The sequence below is a fragment of the Streptomyces sp. NPDC051563 genome, from assembly GCF_044454225.1.
Taxonomy (GTDB): domain Bacteria; phylum Actinomycetota; class Actinomycetes; order Streptomycetales; family Streptomycetaceae; genus Streptomyces.
This window is the reverse complement of sequence record NZ_JBITDL010000022.1, coordinates 88,041-113,758: the sequence shown is the minus strand read 5'-3', so window position 1 is coordinate 113,758 and position 25,718 is coordinate 88,041. Positions and strand designations below refer to the sequence as shown.

Genomic DNA, 25,718 nt, shown 5'->3' with positions numbered 1-25,718 from the left:
TCCGGCACTACGGCGAGCTGGCGGGGCGGCTGGGCGCCGCCGGCGCCGCCCCGGCGACCACCCTGCTCGGGGTGACCCGGCTGGCGGTCCCCGGCCAGCTGGTCGAGCTGGAGGGAACCGCCGTCGCGTGACGTGAGGCGACCGGGGAGGCCGGGTCGGCCGGTTACCCGGTCCGGCGGATCAGCGCCAGGTACATCGCGTCCGTCCCGTGCAGGTGCGGCCACAGCTGTACGTCGGGGCCGTCGCCCAGGGCGGGCACCTCCTGCATGTACGGCCGCGCGTCGATCAGTTCCGCCGCGATCGGGGCCGCGCCCGCACCCCGTCCCTTCAGTACGTCCTCCACCACGACCCGGGTCTCCGCCAGGTGCGGCGAACAGGTCGCGTAGCCCACCACGCCGCCCACCCGGACGGCCGAGAGCGCCTCGCGCAGCAGCCCGCGCTGGAGCGGCGCGAAGCCCTCCAGGTCCTCCGGGCGGCGGCGCCAGCGCGCCTCCGGACGGCGGCGCAGGGCGCCCAGGCCCGAGCAGGGCACGTCCATCAGGACCCGGTCGAAGGAGCCCGGCAGCCACGGCGGACGGGTCCCGTCGGCCGTGATGACCTGGTAGGGGCCCGGGTTGCCGGCGAGCGCCCGCTCGACCAGCCGGGCCCGGTGCGGCTGCTTCTCGGAGGCCAGCAGGAACGCACCGCGCTGGGCGGCGAGCGCCGCGAGCAGCGCCGCCTTGCCGCCGGGTCCGGCGCAGCCGTCCAGCCAGCGCTCGTCGCGGCCCTCGACCGGCACGGCCGCCAGGGCCATCGCCACCAGCTGGCTGCCCTCGTCCTGCACCCCGGCGCGGCCCTCGCGCACCGCTTCCAGCGCGCCCGGTTCGCCGCCCTCGGCCATCCGGACCGCGTACGGGGACCAGCGGCCCGGCAGCGCCGAGTCCTCGCCCACCGCCTCCAGCAGCTCCTGGGCCGTGGACCGGCCGGGCCGCGCCACGAGCGTGACCTCGGGCCGCTCGTTGTCGGCCTCCAGCAGGTCCTCGATGCCGGCGCGGCCGCCGCCCAGCGAGTCCCACAGGGCACTGACCACCCACCGCGGGTGCGAGTGGAAGACCGCGAGGTGCTCCTCGGCGTCGTCCTCGTACGGCGGGGCGACCTTCTCCAGCCACCCCTCCAGGTCGTGCGCGGAGATCTTGCGCAGGACGGCGTTGACGAACTTCGCCCGCCCGTCGCCGAGCACCACCCGTGCCAGCTCCACGCTCGCGGACACCGCCGCGTGGGTGGGGATCCGGGTGCCGAGCAGCTGGTGCGCGCCGAGCGAGAGCACGTCGAGCACCGGCGGGTCGACCTCGCGCAGCGGCCGGTCGATGCAGGCCTTGATGACCGCGTCGTACGTGCCCTGGCGGCGCAGGGTCCCGTAGACGAGCTCGGTGGCCAGGGCCGCGTCCCGCGCCTGGAAGGTCTCGTCCTTGCGGGCCTTCTTCAGCAGCGGCGGCAGCACGAGGTTCGCGTACGCGTCCCGCTCGTCCACCGCCCGCAGCACCTCGAAGGCCAGCATCCGGACGGGGTCCTTCTTGGGCCTGCGGTACGGCTTGGCCGACTTGGCGGGCTTGCCGCCGCCCTTGGGCTGTTCGCTCACGTGAAAGGTGCTCCGGATTTACGTAACGCTGAAGGAAATGACTGAAACGGGGAAAATCAGCCTACGTCGGCCCCGCCGCCCAGCCGCTCACCGGGAGCGATCCGCACCCCGCGCGCCCAGTCGGCGGCCTTCATCGGCTTCTTGCCCTGCGGCTGCACCCAGAGCAGCTCCACGGCGTGCGAGCCGGTGCCGGCGTAGACGTTGTTCTTGGCCACGCCCAGGTCGCCCGGCTCCAGGTCGGTCCGGTCCGTGACCAGCCCGACCGAGACCAGCTTGAGCCGCTCCCCCCGGAAGACCGTCCACGCGCCCGGCGCCGGGGTGCAGCCGCGCACCAGCCGGTCCACGCGCATCGCGGGCGCGTGCCAGTCGACCCGGGCGTCCTCGACGGTGATCTTCGGGGCCAGCGAGACCCCGTCCGCGGGCTGTTCCACCGCGCGCAGGGTGCCGTCCTCGATGCCGTCCATGGTGGCGACCAGCAGTCCGGAACCGGCGAAGGCCAGGCGGGTCAGCAGGTCGCCGCTGGTGTCGGTGGGCCGGATCTCCTCGGTGAGGATCCCGAAGACCGGGCCGGTGTCCAGCCCCTCCTCGATCCGGAAGGTGGAGGCACCGGTGACCTGGTCCCCCGCCATGATCGACTGCTGCACGGGCGCGGCGCCGCGCCACGCGGGCAGCAGCGAGAAGTGCAGGTTGACCCAGCCGTGGACGGGGATGTCCAGGGCTCCCTTGGGAATCAGTGCGCCGTAGGCGACCACCGGGCAGCAGTCGGGCGCGATCTCCCTCAGCCGGGCCTGGAAATCGGGGTCGCGCGGCCGGACGGGCTTGAGCACCTCGATGCCGGCCTCCTCGGCGCGCTCGGCGACGGGGCTGGCCACGAGGCGGCGGCCCCGCCCGGCCGGCGCGTCGGGCCGGGTGACCACGGCGGCGACCTCGTGGCGCCCGGAGGCGATCAGAGCGTCCAGGGCGGGCACGGCGACCTCGGGGGTGCCTGCGAAGACGAGCTTCACTGGGGTCTACCTCGCTATCTCGGCTGTCAGCAGCACATCAGTCTATGGTCTGTCCGCCCACGGTCCCACCTGCGTCGGGCCGCCCGCCCGAGGGGGCGTACGCACACCCGCGCGCTCCTCGCATATGCCGACACGCCCCCACAGCGTGACCTGCCCACCGGGTAGCGCGTTGGTCAAAGGAGATTGACCGAAACGGGCCGCGAAACAGAACGGTGTCTGCGGCCCTATCCGCTCTTCAGCACCGGTTCGAGAGGCTTCTTCATGGCCGACCACGCCACCCACGACGCCCAAGCACGGGCCAGCCTGCACCTCCTGGTGCGGGACATCGAGCGGGTTCGCCGGCAGGTGGATGCTCTGCGTACGCTCACCGCCCAGCTCGGCAACGTCTACCGCCCGCGCCGCTCCGGCCCCTCCACGGGCTTCGTCGTCTACGGCCGGGCCCCCGCACCCACCGTCCGCCTCGCCCAGGAGCTGCGGGACAGCGTCGAGACGCTGGTCACCGCCGCGGTGGACTTCGACCGCTCGCTCGGCTTCTCGTGGGACGCGGTCGGCTCGGCGCTCGGCGTCACCAAGCAGGCCGTCCACCGGCGCTACGGTGCCCGGCGGGCACAGACCCCCGAGTCGGCCGAGCGCGAGCCCCTGGCCGAAGGCACGACGACCACGACGACCACCACGCGGACCCTGGGGCCCCTGCCCACCGTCCCGGCGGCGCGCTCGGTGCCGCCGCAGCCGGTCCGCGAGGAGACGGGCGCCTCCCGCCCCGCCGCCTTCCCCGGCCCCCGCACAGGCTGACCACCGCCGGGACGCCGACCCCCGACGACCAAGCCCCCGCCGGAGCACCCACCGCCCCGCCGGGGGCTCTCTCGTGCCCTGCACCAGGAAGACCCGCCTCTCAGCCGTCCGGCGTTCGAGGACCGGGGTCCGGGGTCCGGGGTCCGGGGCGGAGCCCCGGGGAACGGGCGAAGGGCGGGTGGGGGACAGCCCCGCCTGGCACACGCGCCGACGGCGGGCCGGGCGGCGTCAGCCGATGTCCAGCGGGTCGATCCGGATCCGGACCGCCTCCTCCGCCGGGCCCCCCCGGGCCATCCGCGCGGCCTGCGCCCCCTTCAGGGCGGCGGCGAGCGCGGCCCCGCTCCCGGGCGGAACCCGGACCAGCGCCCGCTCCCCCGGCGACCCCTCCCCCCGCCGCCCGGCGATCGGCACCGGCCCCAGCACCTCCGCGTCGGGCGGCAGCCCGGCCCCCGCCAGGAAGGCCTGGACGGCCTCGGCGCTGCCCGCGGCGACCGCCGCCATCCGGGACACCGGCGGGAAGCCGAGCTGCGCCCGCTCCGCGAGCTCCCGTACCGCGTGCCCCACGGGATCCCACCGCACGAGCGCCTGGACCGGCCGCAGCGTCGGCTCGGCGACGACCACCACCTGTCCGTCGCCCCGGACCAGCGAGGCCGCCGCGATCCACCTCCGCAGCGCGTCCTCGCCCGCCCTCAGGTCGGGCCGGCTCAGCATGGCCCAGCCGTCCAGCAGCAGCGCCGCCGCGTACCCGGCGCCCGCCGCGACCGGCTCGGCGCCGGGGGTGGACACCACCAGCGCGGGCCGGTCCGGCACCTCGTCCAGGATGTGGTCGCGCCCGGAGGTCCGTACGGGCACGGCCGGGAAGGCCCGCCCCAGCTCCTCCGCGGTCCGCCGCGCACCCACCACCTGGGCCCGCAGCCGGAACGCTCCGCATTCCCGGCAGTGCCAGGCCGGTTCGTCCCGCCCGCACCACCCGCAGTGCAGGTCCCGCGCGTCGGGCGCTTCCAGAGGCCCCGCGCAGACCGTGCACCGCGCCGGCGTGCGGCACCGTTCGCAGGCCAGCCGGGGCACGTAGCCCCGCCGCGGCACCTGGACGAGCACCGGTCCGGTCTTCAGTCCCTCCCGTACGGTCTCCCACGCGAGGCTCGGCAGCCGGGCGGCCCGCGCGGCCCCGTCCCGGGCCAGCAGCTCGTCGCCCACCGTCCGGATCCGGGGGGCGTACGTGCGCACGGTCTCGCGGTCGGCGACCAGCGGGCGGGCCCAGCCGGACTCGACGAGCTGCGCGGCCTCCACCGTGCAGCTGGTGCTGCCCACGAGGAAGCCGCAGCCGTCGGTGACCGCGCGCAGTTCCAGTACCTCCCGCACGTGCGGGAAGGGGGCGTGCACATCGCTGTGGCTGGAGTCGCCGTCGTCCCAGACGGCGACGAGCCCGAGGTCCCGTACGGGAGCGAACATCGCGGCCCGGGTGCCGACCACGGCCCGCACCGAGCCCCGGCTGACGGCCAGCCACTCGCGGTAGCGCTTCTCCGGCCCCGACTCGGCGGTCAGCAGCGCGTGCCGCCCCTCGCCGAGCAGGGCGGTGAGCGCCGCGTCCACGCGGGCCGCGGTGCGCCCGTCGGGGACCACCGCGAGGGCCCCGCGTCCGGAGGCGAGGGTGGCGGCCATGGCGCGGGCGAGCTCGTCGGCCCAGCCGGGGCCGGGCAGGGCCGTCCAGACGGCGCGCGGGGTGCCGCCGACCGCCAGGGCCCGCAGGAAGCCGGGGCCGGCCCCGTACCGCTCCCAGCCGGCGGGCTCGGGCGCGGCGGGCGGGGGCAGCGGTTCGGGGGACGGCTTGGCTTCGGCGCGGGCGCTGCGCGCGGGCAGCGCGAGCTGGAGCACGTCGGCGAGGCTGCCGGCGTACCGGTCGGCGACGGCGCGGGCCAGCGCGAGCATGCGGGGGCCGAGCACGACCTCGGGCGAGACGACCTGGGCGAGGGCCGCGAGGGCCCCGTTGTAGTCGGACTCGGCGCGGCGCTCGATGACGAAGCCGTCGATGAGCCCGCCGCCCTCGCGGCGGCCGCCGTGGACCCGGTGGGAGCCGGCCCCGAAGCGGACGCGGACGCGGACACCGGGCTGCGCCGACTCGGAGAGCTCGGCGGGGACCGCGTAGTCGAAGAGCCGGTCGAGGTGGAGCACGCCCTTGTTGACCAGGACGCGGGCCACGGGGAGCTCCTCGGCGACGGCGGCTCCGCGCCACGTGCGCGGCTTGGCCTTGGGTGCCTTGGCCTTCGCCTCGGCGACCATCTCCCGCATCAGCGCCAGCTGCTCCGGCGGGGAATCATTCGCGCTGCTCACACCAGCATTCTTACCAAACGCCACCGACAGCGGGGGGCCACGTGCGGGCCGGGTGCGGGCGGCCGTCCCGGGATCGGAACCGCCCTCCCGAGATCCGGTCGGGCGGCGGCGGTCCCGCGGGTCCTTCGACACGGGGTTCGCACCCCGCTCCAGATGAAGCCGTCGCCCCTCGCACCGGGAGGGCTGCGCCAGCGTAACGGCGCGGCGGCGGCCGCACCAACGCAATACGGCACCCATGCGATACGCCGCCCACGCAAGACGGCCCCGGACCGCGAGGGGGTCCGGGGCCGTCCGTGGATCAGCGGGTACTACAGGCCCGCGGCCGTGCGCAGGGCTTCGACCCGGTCGGTGCGCTCCCAGGTGAAGTCCGGCAGCTCGCGGCCGAAGTGGCCGTAGGCGGCGGTCTGGGCGTAGATCGGGCGCAGCAGGTCGAGGTCGCGGATGATCGCGGCCGGGCGCAGGTCGAAGACCTGGCCGATGGCGTTCTCGATCTTCTCGACGTCGACCTTGTGCGTGCCGAAGGTCTCCACGAACAGACCGACGGGCTCGGCCTTGCCGATCGCGTACGCGACCTGGACCTCGCAGCGCGAGGCCAGACCGGCGGCGACCACGTTCTTGGCGACCCAGCGCATGGCGTACGCGGCGCTGCGGTCGACCTTGGACGGGTCCTTGCCGGAGAAGGCGCCGCCACCGTGACGGGCCATGCCGCCGTAGGTGTCGATGATGATCTTGCGGCCGGTCAGGCCGGCGTCGCCCATCGGGCCGCCGATCTCGAAGCGGCCGGTGGGGTTGACCAGCAGGCGGTAGCCCTCGGTGTCGAGCTTGATGCCGTCCTCGACGAGCTGGCTCAGCACGTGCTCGACGACGAACTCGCGGATATCCGGGGCGAGCAGCGAGTCCAGGTCGATGTCCGCGGCGTGCTGCGAGGACACGACGACCGTGTCGAGGCGGACGGCCTTGTCGCCGTCGTACTCGATGGTGACCTGGGTCTTGCCGTCGGGACGCAGGTAGGGGATGGTCCCGTTCTTGCGGACCTCGGACAGCCGCTTCGAGAGGCGGTGCGCGATGTGGATCGGCAGCGGCATGAGCTCGGGGGTCTCGTCGCAGGCGTACCCGAACATCAGGCCCTGGTCGCCGGCACCCTGCTTGTCGAGCTCGTCCTCATCGCCCTCGACCCGCTTCTCGTACGCGGTGTCGACGCCCTGCGCGATGTCCGGGGACTGCGCGCCGATGGACACCGACACGCCGCAGGAGGCGCCGTCGAAGCCCTTCTTCGAGGAGTCGTAGCCGATCTCGAGGATCTTGTCGCGGACGAGCTGTGCGATCGGCGCGTACGCCTTGGTCGTCACCTCTCCCGCGATGTGGACGAGACCGGTGGTGATGAGGGTCTCCACGGCGACGCGCGAGGTCGGGTCCTCGGTGAGGAGCGCGTCGAGAATGGTGTCGCTGATCTGGTCAGCGATCTTGTCGGGGTGACCCTCGGTCACAGACTCCGAGGTGAACAGGCGACGGGACACAACGCTCCCTGGGGTTGCAGCGGCTGCTGGCTGAAATATTGGTGGAACCACATCGGAGGCTGCGCCCGATCACGTTCCGGCTGCAGTTTATCGGTCGCCACCGTTCGCCGGACCACCCGTCTCGCCCTATGGGAGCCGTGTGACCTGCGACACTCCATTCTTACTCAAGGATCACCCTGCGGAAAGAGCCTCCGCTCAGGCGCGTCGCGCGCCGAGCCGGGGCGCGACCTGATCCCAAATCACGTCCGCCAGCGATTCCTTCGGACCGTAGGGGACCGCGAGCTCGCTCCCATCGGAGGACAGGATGACCGCCTCGTTCTCCTCGGAACCGAAGGTCTTCGCCTCGCCCACCTCATTGACGACGAGAAGGTCACATCCCTTGCGGAGGAGCTTGCTCCGCCCATTGGCGAGTACGTCGTCGGTCTCCGCGGCGAAACCGACCACGACCTGGCCCTCCCGGGCGCGGTCGGCGGAAACCTCCGCGAGAATGTCCGGATTCCGTACGAGGGCGACCGGAGCGGGCTCCTGCCCGTCCTTCTTCTTGATCTTCCCGCCCGCGTACTCGGCCGGCCGGAAGTCGGCCACGGCGGCCGCCATCACCACCGCGTCGGCGTCCGCGGCGGCCTTCAGCACGGCCTCGCGCAGCTGCAGCGCCGTGCCGACCCGTACGAGGTCCACCCCGGCGGGGTCGGCGAGCGCGGTGTTGGCGCTGACCAGGGTGACCCGGGCCCCGCGGGCGACGGCGGTACGGGCGAGGGCGTAGCCCTGCTTGCCCGAGGAGCGGTTGCCGAGGAAGCGGACGGGGTCCAGCGGTTCGCGCGTACCGCCCGCGCTGATCACCACGTGCCGGCCGGCGAGGTCGGGCTCGGCCACCCCGCGGGCCAGGACCCTCCTGCACACCTCGAAGATCTCCTCCGGGTCGGGCAGCCGCCCTTTGCCGGTGTCCTTGCCGGTGAGCCGGCCGACGGCCGGCTCGATGACGACGGCCCCGCGCCGGCGCAGCGTGGCCACGTTCTCCCGGGTGGCCGGGTGCTCCCACATCTCGGTGTGCATCGCGGGTGCGAACACCACCGGGCAGCGTGCGGTGAGCAGGGTGTTGGTGAGCAGGTCGTCGGCCAGCCCGTGGGCGGCCTTCGCGAGCATGTCGGCGGTGGCCGGGGCGACGACCACGAGGTCGGCGGACTGCCCGATGCGCACGTGCGGCACCTCGTGGACGCTCTCCCAGACCCCGGTGGAGGCCGGGTTCCCCGAGAGCGCGGCCCAGGTGGCCTCCCCGACGAAGTTCAGCGACGCCGCCGTCGGCACCACGCGCACCTCGTGTCCGGACTCGGTCAGCCGGCGCAGCAGCTCGCACGCCTTGTAAGCGGCGATCCCGCCGCTGACTCCGAGCACGACCTTCGGCTTACCCACCACACACGCCCCTTCGACGGACTGCGACGACACCTCTATGACACACCACAGGCCCGGCAGATGTTCTGCCGGGCCTGTGGTGAAAGGAAAACTCGTGCCTTACTGAGCCGGGGCCTCGATGGCCTCGGAGGTCAGCAGACCCGCGTTGATCTCGCGCAGCGCGATCGAAAGCGGCTTCTCGTGGACGTGGGTGTCCACCAGCGGGCCGACGTACTCGAGCAGGCCCTCACCGAGCTGCGAGTAGTACGCGTTGATCTGACGCGCGCGCTTGGCCGCGTAGATCACGAGGCTGTACTTCGAGTCCGTGGCCTCGAGCAGCTCGTCGATCGGCGGGTTGATGATGCCCTCGGGCGCAGTAATGGAAGAGGACACGCTCTACCTTCCGAAGATGGGGTAAGACCTAGAAGTGTCGAATGTGGACCGTCCGTGTGGACCGTCCGGACCGGTTGAACACCGGTCAACGATCAGACGACATTCATCAAGGCTAGCAGCTCGCGCGCGACGTCCTCGACCGAGGTGTTGACCAGGGTGGTGTCGAACTCGGATTCGGCAGCCAGTTCGATCTTGGCGGCGCCGAGCCTGCGCTCGACGACCTCCGCGGTTTCGGTGCCCCGGCCGGTGAGCCGGCGGACCAGCTCGTCCCAGCTCGGAGGAGCCAGGAAGACCAGCTGGGCCTCGGACATGGACTCGCGTACGAGCCGTGCGCCCTGGAGATCGATCTCCAGCAGGACCGGCTCGCCGTTCTCCAGGCGTTCCAGCACTGCGCCGCGCGGTGTGCCGTAGCGGTTGCCCGCGAATTCGGCCCACTCCAGCAGCTCGCCATTGGCGATCAGCTTGTCGAACTCGTCGTCGTTGACGAAGAAGTAGTGGACTCCGTGTCGCTCACCGGGCCGCGGCTTGCGGGTGGTGGCCGACACCGAGAGCCAGACCTCGGGGTGGACCTTGCGCATATGCGCGACGACCGTGCTCTTGCCGACCCCCGAGGGGCCGGAGAGCACGGTCAGCCGCGGACGAACCTCTGCTGCCATAGAGCGATTATCCAGGTTCTCGGGACTGCCTGAGAACGCCGGGAGAACTTCGGACGACGCCTTAGGCGGCGTTGCCGCCGAACTCGCGCTCCAGAGAGGCGATCTGGTTGGAACCGAGACCTCGGACACGCCGGGACTCGGAGATGCCGAGGCGCTCCATGAGCTGCTTGGCGCGCACCTTGCCGACGCCAGGCAGGGACTCCAGGAGAGCGGAAACCTTCATCTTGCCGATGACGTCGTTCTCCTGCCCCAGCTTGATGACGTCGTGCAGGGAGGCGCCGGAGTGCTTGAGTCGATTCTTCACCTCGGCCCGCTCCCGGCGAGCCGCGGCGGCCTTTTCGAGCGCTGCTGCGCGCTGTTCAGGGGTAAGGGGCGGAAGAGCCACGCCTACGTCACCTCGGATGTCGAACTGTCGGATACGGACCAGTGGAATGCCGGAAGGCATCACACCAGGCGAGCGCCCGAACAGCGGTGGTGCTCGATCGCTGCTCGTTCACTCTGCTCGGAGACTAGCGGCCATGACCGCTCCAGTCAGCGAGAACGGACGAAAAGTCCTGGTCAGCCTCCACTGAACCGTACATCACGGACAAACTACCCCGGATTTGTCCGGTGAAGTACGTTCGAATTTCGTCAGAGAGTGCGATGAGCGAGACCGACGGCGTCCTCGAACGCCCCGATCCCGCGTACGGCGAGCGCCGCGCGCAGGTCGTCGCGGATCCTCAGGGGCGCCGACGGATCGTTGAACAAGGCGGTCCCGACCGCCACCCCCGAAGCACCGGCGAGGACGAATTCGAGCGCGTCCCGGCCCGAGGCGATCCCGCCCATCCCGAGGAGGGGGACCCGCCGGACGGCGCCGGCCAGCATGGCCCCGTGGACCTGGAAGACGCAGCGGACGGCGACGGGCCGGATCGCCGGGCCGGAGAGGCCTCCGGTGACCCCGGCGAGGGCCGGGCGCATGGTGTCGGTGTCGATGGCCATCCCGAGGACGGTGTTGATCATCGAGAGCCCGTCGGCGCCCGCCTCCGTGCACGCGGCCGCGATGTCGGTGATCCGCGTCACGTCGGGGGTCAGCTTCGCGTAGACGGGCAGGGCGGGGTCGGCCGCCGCCCTGACCGCCTCGATCACCTCGAAGGAGGCCTCGGCGTCGCAGGCGAAGACGAGGCCGCGGTTCGCCACGTTGGGGCAGGAGATGTTGGCCTCGATGCCGACCACGCCGGGCTGCCCGGTCAGCCGGGCGGCCGCCTCGGCGAACTCCTCCGTCCGCTCCCCCGCGACCGAGACGAGCACCCGCGCCCCGCGCTCGGCCAGCCAGGGCAGCTCGTGCTCGACGAAGTGGTCGATGCCGGAGCCCTGGAGCCCGATGGAGTTCAGCATCCCGCTGGGGGTCTCGGCCATCCGGGGCGTGGCCCGGCCGGAGCGGACGTAGGGCATCACGGTCTTCGTGGTGATGGTGCCGAGCTCGTGCAGGGGGGTGAAGCGGTGCAGCTCGCGGCCGTAGCCGGCGCAGCCGGAGGCGGTGGAGACCGGGTTGGGCAGGGTGACGCCGGCGCCGAGGGGCGCGGACATGTCGACGTCTTCGGGGTTCAGGGGGGTCAGGGGGGTCACCGGTGGCTCGCCTTCGGGGTCATGGCGGCCGCGCCTTCGAGGTCCCCGGGCAGGGTTCCGGCGTCGTCCCAGCGGACGGTGGTGCCGTCGAAAACGGGGCCGGATGTGCAGGAGCGAAGGAAACGGGTGACGCCGTCGGGGCCGGTGACGGGCAGGACGCAGCTCATGCAGATCCCGATCCCGCAGGCCATGGCCTCCTCGACGGCGGTGTGGCTGGCGGCTCCGGCGGCGGTGGCTATCTCCGTGACGGCCTTGAGCATGCCCATCGGACCGCAGGAGTGGACCTCGGTGGCGCCGGTCACGGTGACGGCCTCGGCGAGCACGTCGGTCACCCGGCCGCGCCGTCCGGCCGACCCGTCGTCGGTCACCACGTACACGTGCTCGGCGAGGGCCTCGGCCCGCTCGACCCCGAACAGCCGGTCCTCGGTCGCCGCACCGAGCACGAAGGCGACCCGGCCGCCGCGCCCGAGGATCTCCTCGGCGAGGGCGAACATCGGGGCGCTCCCGTAGCCGCCGGCGACGAGGACCGCCCCGACCGGGCCTTCGGGGAGCGGGAAGGGGGTACCGAGGGGGGCGATGAGGTCCACGGTGTCACCGGGGCGGTGCGCTGCCAGGGCCCTCGTGCCGCGGCCGGCCTCGGCGAAGACGAACTCGACGGTGCGGGTGGCTTCGTCGGCGCGGTGGATGGAGAACGCGCGGCGGAGGAGTGTGCTGGTGTCCCGGCCGCCGATGGCGAGGGCGCCGAAGTGGCCTGGGCGCACTCCCGTGACGCCGGGGGCGTCGAGGACGAGGTGGTGGTAGGCCCCGACGGGGTCGATGCGCCGAATGGTGGCAACGGTCTGTACAGGGGGCACGCGGGGCGCTCCGTCCGGGTAGGGGGCCGACCCCCCACCCCATGATCGCCCTGCGGCCCCCTCCACCACACCGGTCCGAAGCCCCGACCCTCCGGGCCCTACGCCCCGCTTTCCCGCTGCGCGGGGCGGAGTCCCCTACCCGCCCTTCCACCGTTCCCCGGGCGCTGCCCGGACCCCCTGGGGCTCCGCCCCAGACCCCGCTCCTCAAACGCCGGAGGGGCTGGGTGTATCCAGCCCCTCCGGCGTTTGAGGAGCGGGGGTCCGGGGGTTGGCCCCCGGCGACGGCGCCGCACGCGGCAACGGGTCCGGGGCGGAGCCCCGGGGAACGGGGGAAGGGCGGGTAGGGGACGGCCCCGCAGGGCTACGCCGCTACGGCCGCGCGGATCTCGTCCGCGAAGGCGCGCGCCGAGGCGCGCAGCGCACCCGCGTCCGGCCCGTGCTTCAGCACGCCCCGCGACACGTTCGGGACGACGTTGCGCACGGCCGCGCCGAAGACCCCCGGAAGGTCCGCCGCGGTGGCGCCCTGCGCGCCGATGCCGGGGGCCAGCAGCGGCCCGTTGATGTCCAGGTCGAAGGAGGACAGGTCCCCGAGCGTCGCACCGACCACGGCTCCGAAGGAGCCCATCGGGGAGGCCCCGGCGTTCTCCGCCGCCAGGTGCGCCAGCATCGTCGCACCGATCGTCAGGCCGTCGGACCGCACCGCCCGCTGGACCTCCGCCCCCTCCGGGTTGGAGGTGAGGGCCAGCACGAACAGCCCGGCCCCGGAGGCCCGCGCCAGCTCGACCGCGGGGGCGAGGGAGCCGTAGCCGAGGTACGGCGAGACCGTCAGCGCGTCGGAGAACAGCGGCGAGGAGGGCGAGAGGAAGGTCTCCGCGTACGCGGCCATCGTCGAGCCGATGTCACCCCGCTTGGCGTCCATGACGACCAGCGTGCCCGCCGCACGGGCGTCGGCCACCGTCTGCTCCAGGACCGCGATCCCGCGCGAGCCGAACCGTTCGAAGAAGGCCGCCTGCGGCTTGAAGACCGCGACCGAGTCGGCGAGCGCCTCGACCACCGTGCGGGAGAACTTCTCCAGGCCCGCGATGTCGTCGTTCAGGCCCCAGGAGGCCAGCAGCGCCGCGTGCGGGTCGATGCCGACGCAGAGCGGCCCGCGGGTGTCCATGGCCTCGCGCAGCCGCGTGCCGAAGGGAATGACAGGGCTCACAGGGCGGCCTTTCGGGTTTCCGCGCCCACCGCTTCGGCGAGCGTCGCGTACGGGCTGGCGGCCAGGCGCGCGGCCAGGCCCTTGTGGATGGCGCGGGCGTAGCAGGGGCCCTCGTAGATGAAGGCGCTGTAGCCCTGGACCAGGCTCGCGCCGGCCAGGATCCGCTGCCAGGCGTCCTCGGCGTTCTCGATGCCGCCGACGCCGACCAGGACCAGCCGGTCGCCGACGCGGGCGTACAGCCGGCGCAGGACCTCCAGCGAGCGCTCCTTGACCGGGGCGCCGGAGAGGCCGCCGGTCTCCTTGACCAGCGCGGGGTCGGACTTCAGGCCGAGGCCCTCGCGGGCGATGGTCGTGTTCGTCGCGATGATGCCGTCGAGGCCCAGTTCGAGGGCCAGGTCGGCGACCGCGTCCACGTCCTCGTCCGCGAGGTCGGGCGCGATCTTGACGAGCAGCGGGACCCGCCGGCCGGTCACGGCGCGGTCCGCGGCCTCGCGCACGGCGCTGAGCAGCGGGCGCAGGGACTCGGTGGCCTGGAGGTTGCGCAGGCCCGGGGTGTTCGGGGAGGAGACGTTGACGACGAGGTAGTCCGCGTGCCGGGCGAGGCGCTCGGTGGAGGCGACGTAGTCGGCGACGGCCTCCTCTTCGGGGACGACCTTCGTCTTGCCGATGTTGACGCCGACGACCGTCCTGAAGACCGGTACGCGGGCCGCCAGGCGGTCCGCCACGGCCGCCGAGCCCTCGTTGTTGAAGCCCATGCGGTTGATCAGCGCGCGGTCCTGGACCAGCCGGAACAGCCGCTTCTTCGGGTTGCCGGGCTGGGCCTCGGCGGTGACGGTGCCGATCTCGATGTGGTCGAAGCCGAGCATGGACATCCCGTCGATGGCGACGGCGTTCTTGTCGAAGCCGGCCGCGAGCCCGAAGGGGCCGTGCATCCGCAGTCCGAGGGCCTCGGTGCGCAGGGAGGCGTACCGGGGTGCCAGGTAGGCGGCGACGAAGGTGCGCAGCACGGGGGTGCGGGCCGCGAGGCGGATCCAGCGGAAGGCCGTGTAGTGGGCCTGCTCCGGGTCCATCCGCTTGAAGACGAGGTTGAAGAACAGTTTGTACATCGTCCGAAATATCCCTTTGGCACTCATGAAAGGGGGGACACCGGTCGCTGTCGCCGGTGCCCCCCTTTCGTACGGGCTCTTAGTCGCGGGCCGCGGTCAGCCGCTCCGCGTGCTCCTGGAGCGAGCAGACGCCCACGTCGCCGCGGTTGAGCGCGTCGATGCCCTGGACGGCCGCGGCGAGCGCCTGGACCGTGGTGAGGCACGGGACGCCGCGGGCCACGGCGGCCGTACGGATCTCGTAGCCGTCGAGGCGGCCTCCGGTGCCGTACGGGGTGTTGACGATCAGGTCGACCTGGCCGTCGTGGATGAGCTGGACGATGGTCTTCTCGCCGTCCGGGCCCTCGCCCTCGCTGAGCTTGCGCACGACGGTGGCGTTGATGCCGTTGCGGCGCAGGACCTCGGCGGTGCCGGAGGTGGCCATCAGTTCGAAGCCGTGGGCCACGAGCTCGCGCGCCGGGAAGATCATCGTGCGCTTGTCGCGGTTGGCGACGGAGATGAAGGCGCGGCCCTTGGTGGGCAGCGGGCCGTAGGCCCCGGCCTGCGACTTGGCGTACGCCGTGCCGAAGACGGAGTCGATGCCCATGACCTCGCCGGTGGAGCGCATCTCCGGGCCGAGGACCGTGTCGACGCCGCGGCCGTGGATGTCGCGGAAGCGCGACCACGGCATGACGGCCTCCTTGACGGAGATCGGCGCGTCGAGCGGCAGGGTGCCGCCGTCACCGGTCTTCGGGAGCATGCCCTCTTCGCGGAGCTCGGCGATGGTGGTGCCGAGCGAGATGCGGGCGGCGGCCTTCGCGAGCGGTACGGCGGTCGCCTTCGACGTGAAGGGGACGGTCCGGGAGGCGCGCGGGTTGGCCTCCAGGACGTAGAGGATGTCACCCGCCATCGCGAACTGGATGTTGATCAGGCCGCGCACGCCGACGCCCTTGGCGATGGCCTCGGTGGAGGCGCGCAGGCGCTTGATGTCGTAGCCGCCCAGCGTGATCGGGGGCAGGGCGCAGGCCGAGTCGCCGGAGTGGATGCCGGCTTCCTCGATGTGCTCCATGACGCCGCCGAGGTAGAGCTCGGTGCCGTCGTAGAGGGCGTCGACGTCGATCTCGATCGCGTCGTCGAGGAACCGGTCGACCAGCACGGGGCGGGTCGGCGAGATCTCGGTGGACTCGGCGATGTACGACTCCAGCCGGGTCTCGTCGTAGACGATCTCCATGCCGCGGCCGCCGAGCACGTACGAGGGGCGTACGAGGACGGGGTAGCCGATCTCGTCGGCGATGGCCTTGGCGCCGGCGAAGGTGGTGGCGGTGCCGTGCTTGGGGGCGGGCAGGCCGGCCTCGGCGAGGACCTGGCCGAAGGCGCCGCGGTCCTCGGCGGCGTGGATGGCCTCCGGCGGGGTGCCGACGACCGGGACGCCGTTGTCCTTGAGGGCCTGGGCCAGACCCAGCGGGGTCTGGCCGCCGAGCTGGACGATGACACCGGCGATGGGGCCGGCCAGCGACTCGGCGTGGACGATCTCCAGCACGTCTTCGAGCGTCAGCGGCTCGAAGTACAGGCGGTCGGAGGTGTCGTAGTCCGTGGAGACGGTCTCCGGGTTGCAGTTGACCATCACGGTCTCGTAGCCGGCGTCGCTGAGGGCGAAGGAGGCGTGGACGCAGGAGTAGTCGAACTCGATGCCCTGGCCGATGCGGTTCGGGCCGGAGCCCAGGATGATGACCGCGGGCTTCTCGCGCGGGGCGACCTCGGACTCCTCGTCGTACGAGGAGTAGAAGTACGGGGTCTTCGCGGCGAACTCGGCGGCGCAGGTGTCGACCGTCTTGTAGACCGGGCGGACACCGAGCGCGTGGCGGACCTCGCGGACGACGTCCTCGCGCAGGCCGCGGATCTCGGCGATCTGGCTGTCGGAGAAGCCGTGGCGCTTGGCCTCGGCGAGCAGCTCGGGGTGGAGCTTGTCGGCGGCGGCCAGCTCGTCGGCGATCTCCTTGATGAGGAAGAGCTGGTCGACGAACCAGGGGTCGATCTTCGTGTACTCGAAGACCTCTTCCTGGGTGGCGCCGGCGCGGATGGCCTGCATGACGGTGTTGATGCGGCCGTCGGTCGGGCGCACCGCGGTGGCGAGGAGCTCTTCCTTGTCGCCGGTGGGGCCGACGAAGGTGAACTGCGAGCCCTTCTTCTCCAGCGAGCGCAGGGCCTTCTGGAGGGCCTCGGTGAAGTTGCGGCCGATGGCCATGGCCTCGCCCACCGACTTCATGGTGGTGGTGAGGGTGGCGTCGGCCAGCGGGAACTTCTCGAAGGCGAAGCGCGGGGCCTTGACGACGACGTAGTCGAGGGACGGCTCGAAGGAGGCCGGCGTCTTCTCGGTGATGTCGTTGGGGACCTCGTCGAGCGTGTAGCCGATGGCCAGCTTGGCGGCGATCTTGGCGATCGGGAAGCCGGTGGCCTTCGACGCGAGCGCCGAGGAGCGCGAGACGCGCGGGTTCATCTCGATGACGATGACGCGGCCGTCGACCGGGTCGATCGCGAACTGGATGTTGCAGCCGCCGGTGTCGACGCCGACCTCGCGGATGATCGCGATGCCGATGTCGCGCAGCCGCTGGTACTCGCGGTCGGTGAGCGTCATCGCCGGGGCGACGGTGATGGAGTCGCCGGTGTGGACGCCCATCGGGTCGAAGTTCTCGATGGAGCAGACGACGACGACGTTGTCCTTGGTGTCGCGCATCAGCTCCAGCTCGTACTCCTTCCAGCCGAGGATGGACTCCTCCAGGAGCACCTCGGTGGTCGGGGAGAGCATGAGGCCCTGGCCGGCGATGCGGCGCAGCTCGTCCTCGTCGTGGGCGAAGCCGGAGCCGGCGCCGCCCATGGTGAAGGAGGGGCGCACGACGACGGGGTAGCCGCCGAGGGTGTCGACGCCCTGGATGACGTCGTCCATCGTGTGGCAGATGACCGAGCGGGCGGACTCGCCGTAGCCGATCTTGGCGCGGACGGCTTCGACGACGCCCTTGAAGAGGTCGCGGTCCTCGCCCTTGTTGATCGCCTCGACGTTGGCGCCGATGAGCTCGACGCCGTACTTCTCCAGCACACCCTGCTCGTGCATGGAGATGGCGGTGTTCAGCGCCGTCTGGCCGCCGAGGGTCGGGAGCAGCGCGTCGGGGCGCTCCTTCGCGATGATCTTCTCGACGAACTCGGGGGTGATCGGCTCGACGTACGTGGCGTCGGCGATCTCCGGGTCGGTCATGATCGTGGCGGGGTTGGAGTTCACCAGGATCACCCGCAGGCCCTCGGCCTTGAGGATGCGGCAGGCCTGGGTCCCGGAGTAGTCGAACTCGGCGGCCTGGCCGATGACGATCGGGCCGGAGCCGATGACCAGGACGGACTGGATATCGGTGCGCTTAGGCACGCTCGGCCTCCATCAGATTCACGAAACGGTCGAAGAGGTACGCGGCGTCGTGCGGGCCGGCGGCCGCCTCGGGGTGGTACTGGACGGAGAAGGCCGGCTGGTCGAGCAGCTGGAGGCCTTCCACGACGTTGTCGTTCAGGCAGACGTGGGAGACCTCGGCGCGGCCGTAGGCGGTCTCCGAGACCTTGTCGAGGGGCGCGTCCACGGCGAAGCCGTGGTTGTGCGCGGTGATCTCGACCTTGCCGGTGGTGCGGTCCTGGACCGGCTGGTTGATGCCGCGGTGGCCGTACTTCAGCTTGTAGGTGCCGAAGCCGAGCGCGCGGCCCAGGATCTGGTTGCCGAAGCAGATGCCGAAGAGCGGGGTCTTGCGGGCGAGGACGCCCTGCATGACGGAGACCGCGTGGTCGGCGGTGGCCGGGTCGCCGGGGCCGTTGGAGAAGAACACGCCGTCGGGGGCGACCGCGTACACGTCCTCCACGGTGGCGGTGGCGGGGAGCACGTGCACCTCGATGCCGCGCTCGGCCATCCGGTGCGGGGTCATGCCCTTGATGCCGAGGTCCACGGCGGCGACGGTGAACTTCTTGGTCCCGATCGCGGGGACGACGTACGTCTCCTTGGTGGCGACCTCGGCGGAGAGGTCGGCGCCCTTCATCTGCGGGGCGGCCTGGACCTTGGCCAGCAGCGCCTCGTCGCGGACGCCCTCCCAGGCCTCGCCCGAGAAGATGCCGACGCGCATGGCGCCGCGCTCGCGCAGGTGGCGGGTCAGGGCGCGGGTGTCGATGCCGGAGATCCCGACGACGCCCTGCTTGACCAGCTCCTCGTCCAGCGAGCGCACGGAGCGCCAGTTGGAGGGAACGCGGGCGGGGTCGCGTACGACGTACCCGGCGACCCAGATGCGGGAGGACTCGGGGTCCTCGTCGTTGACTCCGGTGTTGCCCACGTGCGGGGCGGTCATCACGACGACCTGCCGGTGGTACGACGGGTCGGTGAGGGTCTCCTGGTAGCCGGTCATTCCGGTGGAGAACACGGCCTCGCCGAAGGTCTCCCCCACAGCGCCGTAGGCGCGGCCGCGGAAGATCCGGCCGTCCTCCAGGACGAGTACGGCGGGAGCTTTGGCTGCTCCCCTGGTGGAGGTCGTCATCGTTCGGCGCCTTCCGTCGTGGTGATTGAGTGGTTCATGTCGTTGATCGCTTCGACCCAGGCGGCGTGTTCCGCCGCACGGTCGGAGCGGAATCCGGAGTCGATCAGCCTGTCGCCGTGCGCCCATGTGACGACGAGGAGACCGCCTTCGGTGAGTACCTTGCCCGCGATTCCCTTGTCGAGGCGGGCGCCGCGCAGCTGCGCGGCCGGTACGAAGAAGTCGGTGGCACCCGGACGGACCACGTCGAGGCCCGCGTCGGTGAGCGTGAGCTCGACCCGGCTGCGGACGCCCAGTCCGTGGGCGACGATCCGGTCGAGCCACTGCCCGGCGGTGGTGGACCCGTGGTACCGGCCGGTCAGGGCCAGCCGGTGCTCGGGGAGCCCGTCGGGGGCGGCGGGCAGCTCCGGCAGATCGCTCTGCAGGGTGCCGCGCCATTTCCAGCCCTGCCGCATCAGCCAGTACACGAAGGCGATGAAGACGAGCAGACCGATGACCCACGCGATGCGGGCGCCCCAGTCCGTCACCTCCGCCGACTTCCGCGTCCCCTCGGCGGCCAGTTGGATTACTGCAGGTGTCACGCCAGCGTCCCGTCCACGACCGTTGCCCGGCCCCGCAGGAAGGTGTGAGTGACGCGCCCCGGCAGCTCGCGGCCCTCGTAGGGCGTGTTGCGGCTGCGGGAGGCGAAGTGTGCGGGGTCCACGACACCACGGTACGAGGTATCGACCAGGGTCAGGTTCGCGGGTTCACCTGCCGAGACGGGGCGTCCGTGGTTCGGGAGGCTGCCGATGCGCGCCGGGGCGAAGGACATCCGCTCGGCGACGCCCGCCCAGTCGAGCAGGCCGGTCTCCACCATCGTCTGCTGGACGACGGAGAGCGCGGTCTCCAGGCCCACCATGCCCATGGCGGCGGCGGCCCACTCGCAGTCCTTGTCCTCGTGCGGGTGCGGGGCGTGGTCGGTGGCGACGATGTCGATCGTGCCGTCGGCCAGCGCCTCGCGCAGGGCCAGCACGTCGGCCTCGGTGCGCAGCGGCGGGTTCACCTTGTAGACCGGGTTGTACGAGCGCACGAGCTCGTCGGTGAGGAGCAGGTGGTGCGGGGTGACCTCGGCGGTGACGTCGATGCCGCGGGACTTGGCCCAGCGGATGATCTCGACGGAGCCGGCGGTGGAGAGGTGGCAGATGTGGACGCGGGAGCCGACGTGCTCGGCGAGCAGCACGTCGCGGGCGATCACCGATTCCTCGGCGACGGCCGGCCAGCCGCCGAGGCCGAGCTCGGCGGAGACGACGCCCTCGTTCATCTGGGCGCCCTCGGTGAGGCGGGGCTCCTGGGCGTGCTGGGCGACGACTCCGCCGAAGGCCTTCACGTACTCCAGGGCGCGGCGCATGATGACCGCGTCGTCCACGCACTTGCCGTCGTCGGAGAAGACGGTGACGCGGGCGGCGGACTCGTGCATGGCGCCCAGCTCGGAGAGCTGCTTGCCCTCCAGGCCGACGGTGACGGCGCCGATGGGCTGGACGTCGCAGTAGCCGGATTCCTTGCCCAGGCGCCACACCTGCTCGACGACGCCGGCGGTGTCGGCGACGGGGAAGGTGTTGGCCATCGCGAAGACGGCGGTGTAGCCGCCGGAGGCGGCGGCGCGGGTGCCGGTGAGGACGGTCTCGGAGTCCTCGCGGCCGGGCTCGCGCAGGTGGGTGTGGAGGTCGACGAGGCCGGGGAGGAGGACCTGGCCCGCGGCCTCGATGACGGTCGCGTCGCCGGCGTCGAGGTCCGTGCCCACGGCGGCGATGGTTTCGCCGTCGATCAGGACGTCCTGGACGTCGCCACCGAGTACCTTCGCGCCACGAATAAGGATCTTGCTCATGGTTACTTGCTCTCCTCGGTGCGGGGCGTGCTGGTGGTGGTGACGGCGGGCTCGGAGCCTCCGAGCAGCAGGTACAGGACGGCCATCCGGATCGAGACCCCGTTGGTGACCTGCTCGATGACCGTGCAGCGGTCGGAGTCGGCGACCTCGGCGGTGATCTCCATGCCGCGGACCATCGGGCCGGGGTGCATCACGATGGCGTGCTCGGGCATCCGTGCCATGCGGGCGCCGTCCAGGCCGTAGCGGCGGGAGTACTCGCGCTCGGTCGGGAAGAAGGCCGCGTTCATCCGCTCGCGCTGCACCCGCAGCATCATCACGGCGTCGGACTTCGGCAGCACCTCGTCCAGGCTGTACGAGATCTCGCACGGCCAGGCCTCGACGCCGACGGGCACCAGGGTGGGCGGGGCCACCAGGGTGACCTGGGCGCCGAGGGTGTGCAGCAGCTGGACGTTGGAGCGGGCGACCCGGCTGTGCAGGACGTCGCCGACGATGGTGATCCGGCGGCCGTTCAGGTCCTTGCCGAGCCCGGCGTCCCGGCCGACCAGGCGGCGGCGCATGGTGAAGGCGTCGAGCAGGGCCTGGGTGGGGTGCTCGTGGGTGCCGTCGCCGGCGTTGATCACCGGGGCGTCGATCCAGCCGGAGGTAGCGAGGCGGTAGGGGGCGCCGGAGGCGTGGTGGCGGATGACGACCGCGTCCACGCCCATGGCCTCGAGGGTCTGGGCGGTGTCCTTGAGGGACTCGCCCTTGGAGACGCTGGACCCCTTGGCCGCGAAGTTGATGACATCGGCGGAGAGGCGCTTCTCGGCGGCCTCGAAGGAGATCCGGGTCCGGGTCGAGTCCTCGAAGAAGAGGTTGCAGATCGTGCGGCCGCGCAGGGTGGGCAGCTTCTTGATCGGCCGGTCCGCGACTCGGGCCATCTCCTCGGCGGTGTCGAGGATCAGGACGGCGTCGTCGCGCGTGAGATCGGCGGCCGAGATGAGGTGGCGCTTCATCCGGGTGCTCCGTAAGTCGTTGATGTCAAAGCCGTGGCGAGGGCGTGGGGAGGCGTGCGGGCTGGCTGGGGGCGTGCGGGCAGGGCAGGCTCCGGCGCGGACCCGAGGGGCCCGGCCGCAGGCACGGGACTACTGTCCGGCCGCCCGGGCGGTCCGCTGGCCGAGCAGTACGGCGTCTCGGCCGTCCTCCTCCTGGACCTGGACCTGGACGTTCTCCCGCAGCGACGTGGGGAGGTTCTTGCCGACGTAGTCGGCGCGGATCGGCAGCTCGCGGTGGCCGCGGTCGACGAGGACCGCGAGTTGCACCGCGCGGGGGCGGCCGAGGTCGCCCAGCGCGTCGAGGGCGGCGCGGATGGTGCGGCCGGAGAAGAGAACGTCGTCGACGAGGACGACCAGGCGGCCGTCGATGTCGTCGCCGGGAATCTCGGTGCGGCCGATCGCCCGGGCCGGCTTCATCCGCAGGTCGTCGCGGTACATGGTGATGTCGAGGGAGCCGACCGGGATCTTGACACCGGTGATCTCTTCGAGCTTGGTGGCCAGCCGGCGGGCGAGGAAGACGCCGCGGGTGGGAATTCCGAGGAGCACCACGTCGTCGGCGCCCTTGGCGCGTTCGACGATTTCGTGGGCGATGCGGGTCAGAACACGGGCGATGTCCTGCGCTTCGAGAACGGGGCGCATGACATCGGCATCGGCACCGGTGCTCTGGGACTGCGGGAACTGCGACTGCTGAGTGTCCATGAAAAGGACCTCCTTCTCCGCCTCACGGGACGGACCTTAAAGGACGTCGGATCTACGGTTTCCACGGTACCAGGGGTATTCCCGCGACCGGGCATCGGGGCAGACCAGGACCCCTCTTACGTGGGCGTTGGTGACCATTCGGCTTGACGCATCCAAGTAACGCTGCGTAACCTCACAGTGAGTTACCAGCCGCGCGGCGGAGCCGCACGTGGTCATGTCGTCACAGCGTCCGGGAGCGTTATGTCCAGCGAATACGCCAAACAGCTCGGGGCCAAGCTCCGCGCCATCCGCACCCAGCAGGGCCTTTCCCTCCACGGTGTCGAGGAGAAGTCCCAGGGCCGGTGGAAGGCCGTGGTGGTCGGTTCTTACGAGCGCGGAGACCGCGCCGTGACCGTCCAGCGTCTCGCCGAGCTGGCGGACTTCTACGGGGTGCCGGTGCAGGAACTGCTGCCGGGTACGACCCCCGGCGGAGCGGCCGAGCCGCCGCCGAAGCTGCGCCTGGACCTGGAGCGCCTCGCCCACGTCCCCGCCGAGAAGGCCGGCCCGCTGCAGCGTTACGCGGCGACCATCCAGAGCCAGCGCGGCGACTACAACGGCAAGGTGCTCTCGATCCGCCAGGACGACCTGCGCACCCTCGCCGTCATCTACGACCAGTCGCCCTCGGTCCTGACCGAGCAGCTCATCAGCTGGGGCGTCCTGGACGCGGATGCGCGTCGCGCGGTGGCGCACGAGGACATCTAGTCCTCCCAGGTCTCAGCAGAAACGTTTACCGGTGGGTTCCGGGAGCCGAAAGGCGCCCGGAACCCACCGGTTTTTTCGTGCCCACGTCCGGTCCCGCCTCCGGTCCCCCGTCCGTGCCCCCGGGCAGACGACGGAGGGCCCGCAGCGCGCGTGCGCTGCGGGCCCTCCGTTCACGCCGTACCGGCGCCCGTCAGCTCTCGCTGCGGCGCAGCTTCGGCTTGAGGTCCTTGAAGCGGCCGAGCAGTCCGTTCACGAACGAGGGCGACTCGTCCGTGGAGAACTCCTTGGCCAGCTGGACGGCCTCGTCGATGGCCACGGCGTCCGGGGTTCCGTCGACCCAGATCAGCTCGTAGGCACCGAGGCGCACGATGTTCCGGTCCACGACCGGCATGCGGTCGAGGTCCCAGTCCACGGCGTAGGTGGCGATCAGATCGTCGATGCGGTCCACCTTGTCGGCGTACCCCTCGACGAGTTCCATGGTGAACTCGTTCACCGCGGGCTGGCGGTCGGTGTCCGACCGCGAGTGGCGGACCCAGTCCGCGAGGACCTCGCGCACGGAGACCCCGCGCTGGTCGGCCTCGAACAGGATCTGGAAAGCGCGCTTGCGCGCGTTGCTCCGGGCAGCCACGGTTAGCTGTTCACCCGGCCGAGGTAGTCGCTGGTGCGGGTGTCGACCTTGATCTTCTCACCGGTGTTGATGAAGAGCGGGACCTGGATCTCGTGGCCCGTCTCCAGCGTCGCCGGCTTGGTGCCACCGGTGGAGCGGTCGCCCTGGACGCCCGGGTCGGTGTGCTGGATGGTCAGCTCGACGGCGGCCGGGAGCTCGACGTAGAGCACCTCGCCCTCGTGGCGGGCCACGGAGGCGGTGAAGCCCTCGATCAGGAAGTTGGCGGCGTCGCCGACGGCCTTCTTGTCGACCATCAGCTGGTCGAAGTCCTCCATGTCCATGAACACGAAGTACTCGCCGTCCATGTAGGAGAACTGCATGTCGCGGCGGTCGATGGTGGCCGTCTCGACCTTGGTGCCGGCGTTGAACGTCTTGTCGACGACCTTGCCGGACATGACGCTCTTCAGCTTGGTGCGCACGAAGGCCGGGCCCTTGCCGGGCTTGACGTGCTGGAACTCGACGACGGACCAGAGCTGGCCACCGTCGAGCTTGAGCACCATGCCGTTCTTGAGGTCGTTCGTGGAAGCCACGGTTTGGGAATCTCCTGCACTGGAAGACCACGGGTGCGCGCACAGCCCGGCGACGCGGGCTAGAGCGCGAGCAGCTCCTTGGTCGTAATGGTGAGTAGCTCGGGACCGCCGTCCGCCTCGGGGCGTACGACGAGCGTGTCATCGATCCGGACACCGCCCCGGCCGGGGAGGTGAACCCCCGGTTCGACGGTGACCGGCACGCAAGCGTCCAGTTTACCCATGGCCGTAGGTGCAAGCTGCGGGTCCTCGTCGATTTCGAGACCGACACCGTGTCCGGTCCACGCCGCGAGGGCCTCGCCGTGACCTGCGGAGTCGAGTACGGAGCGGGCCGCGTGATCCACATCTCGGTACGCGGCTCCGGGCAGGAGGGCCTCGCGGCCCGCCCGCTGGGCGGCGAAGACCAGGTCGTAGAGCTCGATCTGCCAGTCGGCGGGGGTGGTGCCGATCACGAAGGTGCGGCCGATCTCGCAGCGGTAGCCCCGGTAGTTCGCGCCGAGGCAGACGGAGAGGAAATCACCCTCCTCGACCCGCCGGTCCGAGGGCCGGTGCCGGGAGCGGCCGGAATGCGGGCCCGTGCCCACAGAGGTCGGGAAGGCCGGGCCGTCCGCCCCGTGGTCCACGAGGCGGCGTTCCAGCTCCAGTGCGAGGTGCCGTTCGGTGCGGCCCACCAGGATCGATTCGAGCAGCTCCCCGAGGGCCTGGTCGGCGATCTCGGCGGCGATCCGCAGGCAGGCAATCTCCTCCTCGTCCTTGACGAGGCGCTGCTGTTCCACCGCGGTTCCCAGGTCCGCGAGACGCAGTCCGGGCGCCACCGAGCCCAGGGCGCGGTGCCGGCCGACGGTGAGGTGGTGTTCCTCGACGGCGAGGGAATCGGCGCGGGCCGCGGAGGCCGCGTCGGCCGCCGCGACGGCGGGATCCGCCCCGGGCCCGGCCAGCACGGAGAACCGCAGGTTCTCGTCGAGCCGCCCCTCGTCGGCCTCCCCGGAGGGCTGTCCGGCGCAGAACAGCATGTCCTCGGCGCCCGGGCCGACCAGCAGCACCGCGCCCAGCGGCGACGCCCCGGAGAGGTAACGGACGTTCGCCGGACGCGTGATGAGTGCGGCGGCGTTTCCGGCGGCCGCACAGCGGTCGCGAAGCAGGCCCCGGCGGGCCGCGTACACGTCTGACATGTTCCGAGCCTACGAGCGCCGC

23 protein-coding genes and 1 pseudogene are annotated in these 25,718 nt (G+C 71.8%); 3 read left to right on the top strand and 21 right to left on the bottom strand.

The features are described 5' to 3' along the window. Positions 1–2 precede the first annotated feature (2 nt). Positions 3–131, top strand: a pseudogene (locus ACIA8F_RS25830) (RidA family protein); the annotation flags it as partial. Between the two features lie 32 nt (positions 132–163). Here ACIA8F_RS25830 and ACIA8F_RS25825 read toward each other — a convergent pair. Both ACIA8F_RS25825 and fmt read right to left on the bottom strand, forming a co-directional pair. Further along, positions 164–1,618 (bottom strand): RsmB/NOP family class I SAM-dependent RNA methyltransferase, encoded by a 1,455-nt coding sequence (locus ACIA8F_RS25825; protein ID WP_399382203.1) that lies wholly within the window; start codon positions 1,616–1,618, stop codon positions 164–166. 56 nt (positions 1,619–1,674) lie between these two features. After that, positions 1,675–2,622 carry a methionyl-tRNA formyltransferase gene (gene fmt / locus ACIA8F_RS25820; RefSeq protein ID WP_399382202.1) on the bottom strand — a complete coding sequence of 316 codons (948 nt, stop codon included), beginning with the start codon at positions 2,620–2,622 and terminating at the stop codon, positions 1,675–1,677. 261 nt (positions 2,623–2,883) lie between these two features. Here fmt and ACIA8F_RS25815 point away from each other — a divergent pair, with 261 nt between their 5' ends. Further along, complete coding sequence (locus ACIA8F_RS25815; RefSeq protein ID WP_399382200.1) at positions 2,884–3,414, top strand: hypothetical protein; 531 nt, start codon at positions 2,884–2,886, stop codon at positions 3,412–3,414. A 228-nt stretch (positions 3,415–3,642) separates the two neighbouring features. On the opposite strand, the gene ACIA8F_RS25810 is transcribed toward ACIA8F_RS25815, so the two are convergent. The 16 genes from ACIA8F_RS25810 to pyrR form a co-directional block, all read right to left on the bottom strand. After that, positions 3,643–5,745 carry a primosomal protein N' gene (locus ACIA8F_RS25810; protein WP_399382198.1) on the bottom strand — a complete coding sequence of 701 codons (2,103 nt, stop codon included), beginning with the start codon at positions 5,743–5,745 and terminating at the stop codon, positions 3,643–3,645. Between the two features lie 308 nt (positions 5,746–6,053). Beyond that, the gene (gene metK / locus ACIA8F_RS25805; RefSeq protein WP_399382196.1) at positions 6,054–7,262 is read right to left on the bottom strand and encodes a methionine adenosyltransferase; all 1,209 of its coding nucleotides are present in this window, start codon (positions 7,260–7,262) and stop codon (positions 6,054–6,056) included. 195 nt (positions 7,263–7,457) lie between these two features. Then, a complete protein-coding gene (coaBC, locus tag ACIA8F_RS25800; protein WP_399382194.1) occupies positions 7,458–8,672 on the bottom strand; it encodes a bifunctional phosphopantothenoylcysteine decarboxylase/phosphopantothenate--cysteine ligase CoaBC in 1,215 nt (404 codons plus the stop codon). A gap of 99 nt (positions 8,673–8,771) precedes the next feature. Next, a complete protein-coding gene (rpoZ, locus tag ACIA8F_RS25795; RefSeq protein WP_004948662.1) occupies positions 8,772–9,044 on the bottom strand; it encodes a DNA-directed RNA polymerase subunit omega in 273 nt (90 codons plus the stop codon). Positions 9,045–9,136: 92 nt separating this feature from the next. Next, entirely contained in the window at positions 9,137–9,700 is a 564-nt protein-coding gene (gmk, locus tag ACIA8F_RS25790) for a guanylate kinase (protein WP_243334346.1), read from the bottom strand. A gap of 61 nt (positions 9,701–9,761) precedes the next feature. Continuing rightward, positions 9,762–10,085, bottom strand: coding sequence for an integration host factor, actinobacterial type (mihF, locus tag ACIA8F_RS25785; protein ID WP_243334344.1), 324 nt, complete (start codon positions 10,083–10,085; stop codon positions 9,762–9,764). 245 nt (positions 10,086–10,330) lie between these two features. Then, a complete protein-coding gene (locus ACIA8F_RS25780; RefSeq protein WP_399382191.1) occupies positions 10,331–11,305 on the bottom strand; it encodes a dihydroorotate dehydrogenase in 975 nt (324 codons plus the stop codon). After that, positions 11,302–12,159: a dihydroorotate dehydrogenase electron transfer subunit gene (locus ACIA8F_RS25775; protein ID WP_399382189.1), complete on the bottom strand. Its 858-nt coding sequence runs from the start codon at positions 12,157–12,159 to the stop codon at positions 11,302–11,304. The genes ACIA8F_RS25780 and ACIA8F_RS25775 overlap by 4 nt, the downstream gene beginning before the upstream one ends. Positions 12,160–12,520: 361 nt before the next feature. Next, positions 12,521–13,363: an orotidine-5'-phosphate decarboxylase gene (gene pyrF / locus ACIA8F_RS25770; RefSeq protein WP_399382187.1), complete on the bottom strand. Its 843-nt coding sequence runs from the start codon at positions 13,361–13,363 to the stop codon at positions 12,521–12,523. Further along, a complete protein-coding gene (locus ACIA8F_RS25765; protein WP_399382185.1) occupies positions 13,360–14,469 on the bottom strand; it encodes a quinone-dependent dihydroorotate dehydrogenase in 1,110 nt (369 codons plus the stop codon). The genes pyrF and ACIA8F_RS25765 overlap by 4 nt, the downstream gene beginning before the upstream one ends. A gap of 79 nt (positions 14,470–14,548) precedes the next feature. Further along, positions 14,549–17,857, bottom strand: coding sequence for a carbamoyl-phosphate synthase large subunit (gene carB / locus ACIA8F_RS25760; protein ID WP_399382183.1), 3,309 nt, complete (start codon positions 17,855–17,857; stop codon positions 14,549–14,551). Then, on the bottom strand, positions 17,850–18,998 hold the full coding sequence (gene carA, locus ACIA8F_RS25755; protein ID WP_399382181.1) for a glutamine-hydrolyzing carbamoyl-phosphate synthase small subunit: 1,149 nt from the start codon (positions 18,996–18,998) through the stop codon (positions 17,850–17,852). Before carA ends, carB begins: the two co-directional genes overlap by 8 nt. After that, on the bottom strand, positions 18,995–19,576 hold the full coding sequence (locus ACIA8F_RS25750) for a hypothetical protein (protein WP_399382179.1): 582 nt from the start codon (positions 19,574–19,576) through the stop codon (positions 18,995–18,997). Before ACIA8F_RS25750 ends, carA begins: the two co-directional genes overlap by 4 nt. Next, the gene (locus ACIA8F_RS25745; RefSeq protein WP_399382177.1) at positions 19,573–20,859 is read right to left on the bottom strand and encodes a dihydroorotase; all 1,287 of its coding nucleotides are present in this window, start codon (positions 20,857–20,859) and stop codon (positions 19,573–19,575) included. Before ACIA8F_RS25745 ends, ACIA8F_RS25750 begins: the two co-directional genes overlap by 4 nt. Before the next feature lie 2 nt (positions 20,860–20,861). Further along, complete coding sequence (locus tag ACIA8F_RS25740; protein ID WP_399382175.1) at positions 20,862–21,851, bottom strand: aspartate carbamoyltransferase catalytic subunit; 990 nt, start codon at positions 21,849–21,851, stop codon at positions 20,862–20,864. A 129-nt stretch (positions 21,852–21,980) separates the two neighbouring features. After that, positions 21,981–22,589, bottom strand: coding sequence for a bifunctional pyr operon transcriptional regulator/uracil phosphoribosyltransferase PyrR (gene pyrR / locus ACIA8F_RS25735; protein ID WP_399382173.1), 609 nt, complete (start codon positions 22,587–22,589; stop codon positions 21,981–21,983). Between the two features lie 240 nt (positions 22,590–22,829). Between pyrR and bldD the strand changes: the two genes are divergently transcribed. Further along, positions 22,830–23,330 carry a transcriptional regulator BldD gene (gene bldD, locus ACIA8F_RS25730; RefSeq protein WP_069929708.1) on the top strand — a complete coding sequence of 167 codons (501 nt, stop codon included), beginning with the start codon at positions 22,830–22,832 and terminating at the stop codon, positions 23,328–23,330. 190 nt (positions 23,331–23,520) lie between these two features. On the opposite strand, the gene nusB is transcribed toward bldD, so the two are convergent. The 3 genes from nusB to ACIA8F_RS25715 are packed head-to-tail and all read right to left on the bottom strand — an operon-like array spanning position 23,521 to position 25,696. Beyond that, on the bottom strand, positions 23,521–23,958 hold the full coding sequence (nusB, locus tag ACIA8F_RS25725; protein ID WP_214948214.1) for a transcription antitermination factor NusB: 438 nt from the start codon (positions 23,956–23,958) through the stop codon (positions 23,521–23,523). A 2-nt stretch (positions 23,959–23,960) separates the two neighbouring features. Then, entirely contained in the window at positions 23,961–24,527 is a 567-nt protein-coding gene (efp, locus tag ACIA8F_RS25720; RefSeq protein ID WP_389697108.1) for an elongation factor P, read from the bottom strand. Between the two features lie 59 nt (positions 24,528–24,586). Further along, positions 24,587–25,696, bottom strand: a complete 1,110-nt coding sequence (locus ACIA8F_RS25715) for a M24 family metallopeptidase (RefSeq protein WP_399382170.1) — start codon at positions 25,694–25,696, stop codon at positions 24,587–24,589. Between the last annotated feature and the right edge of the window lie 22 nt (positions 25,697–25,718).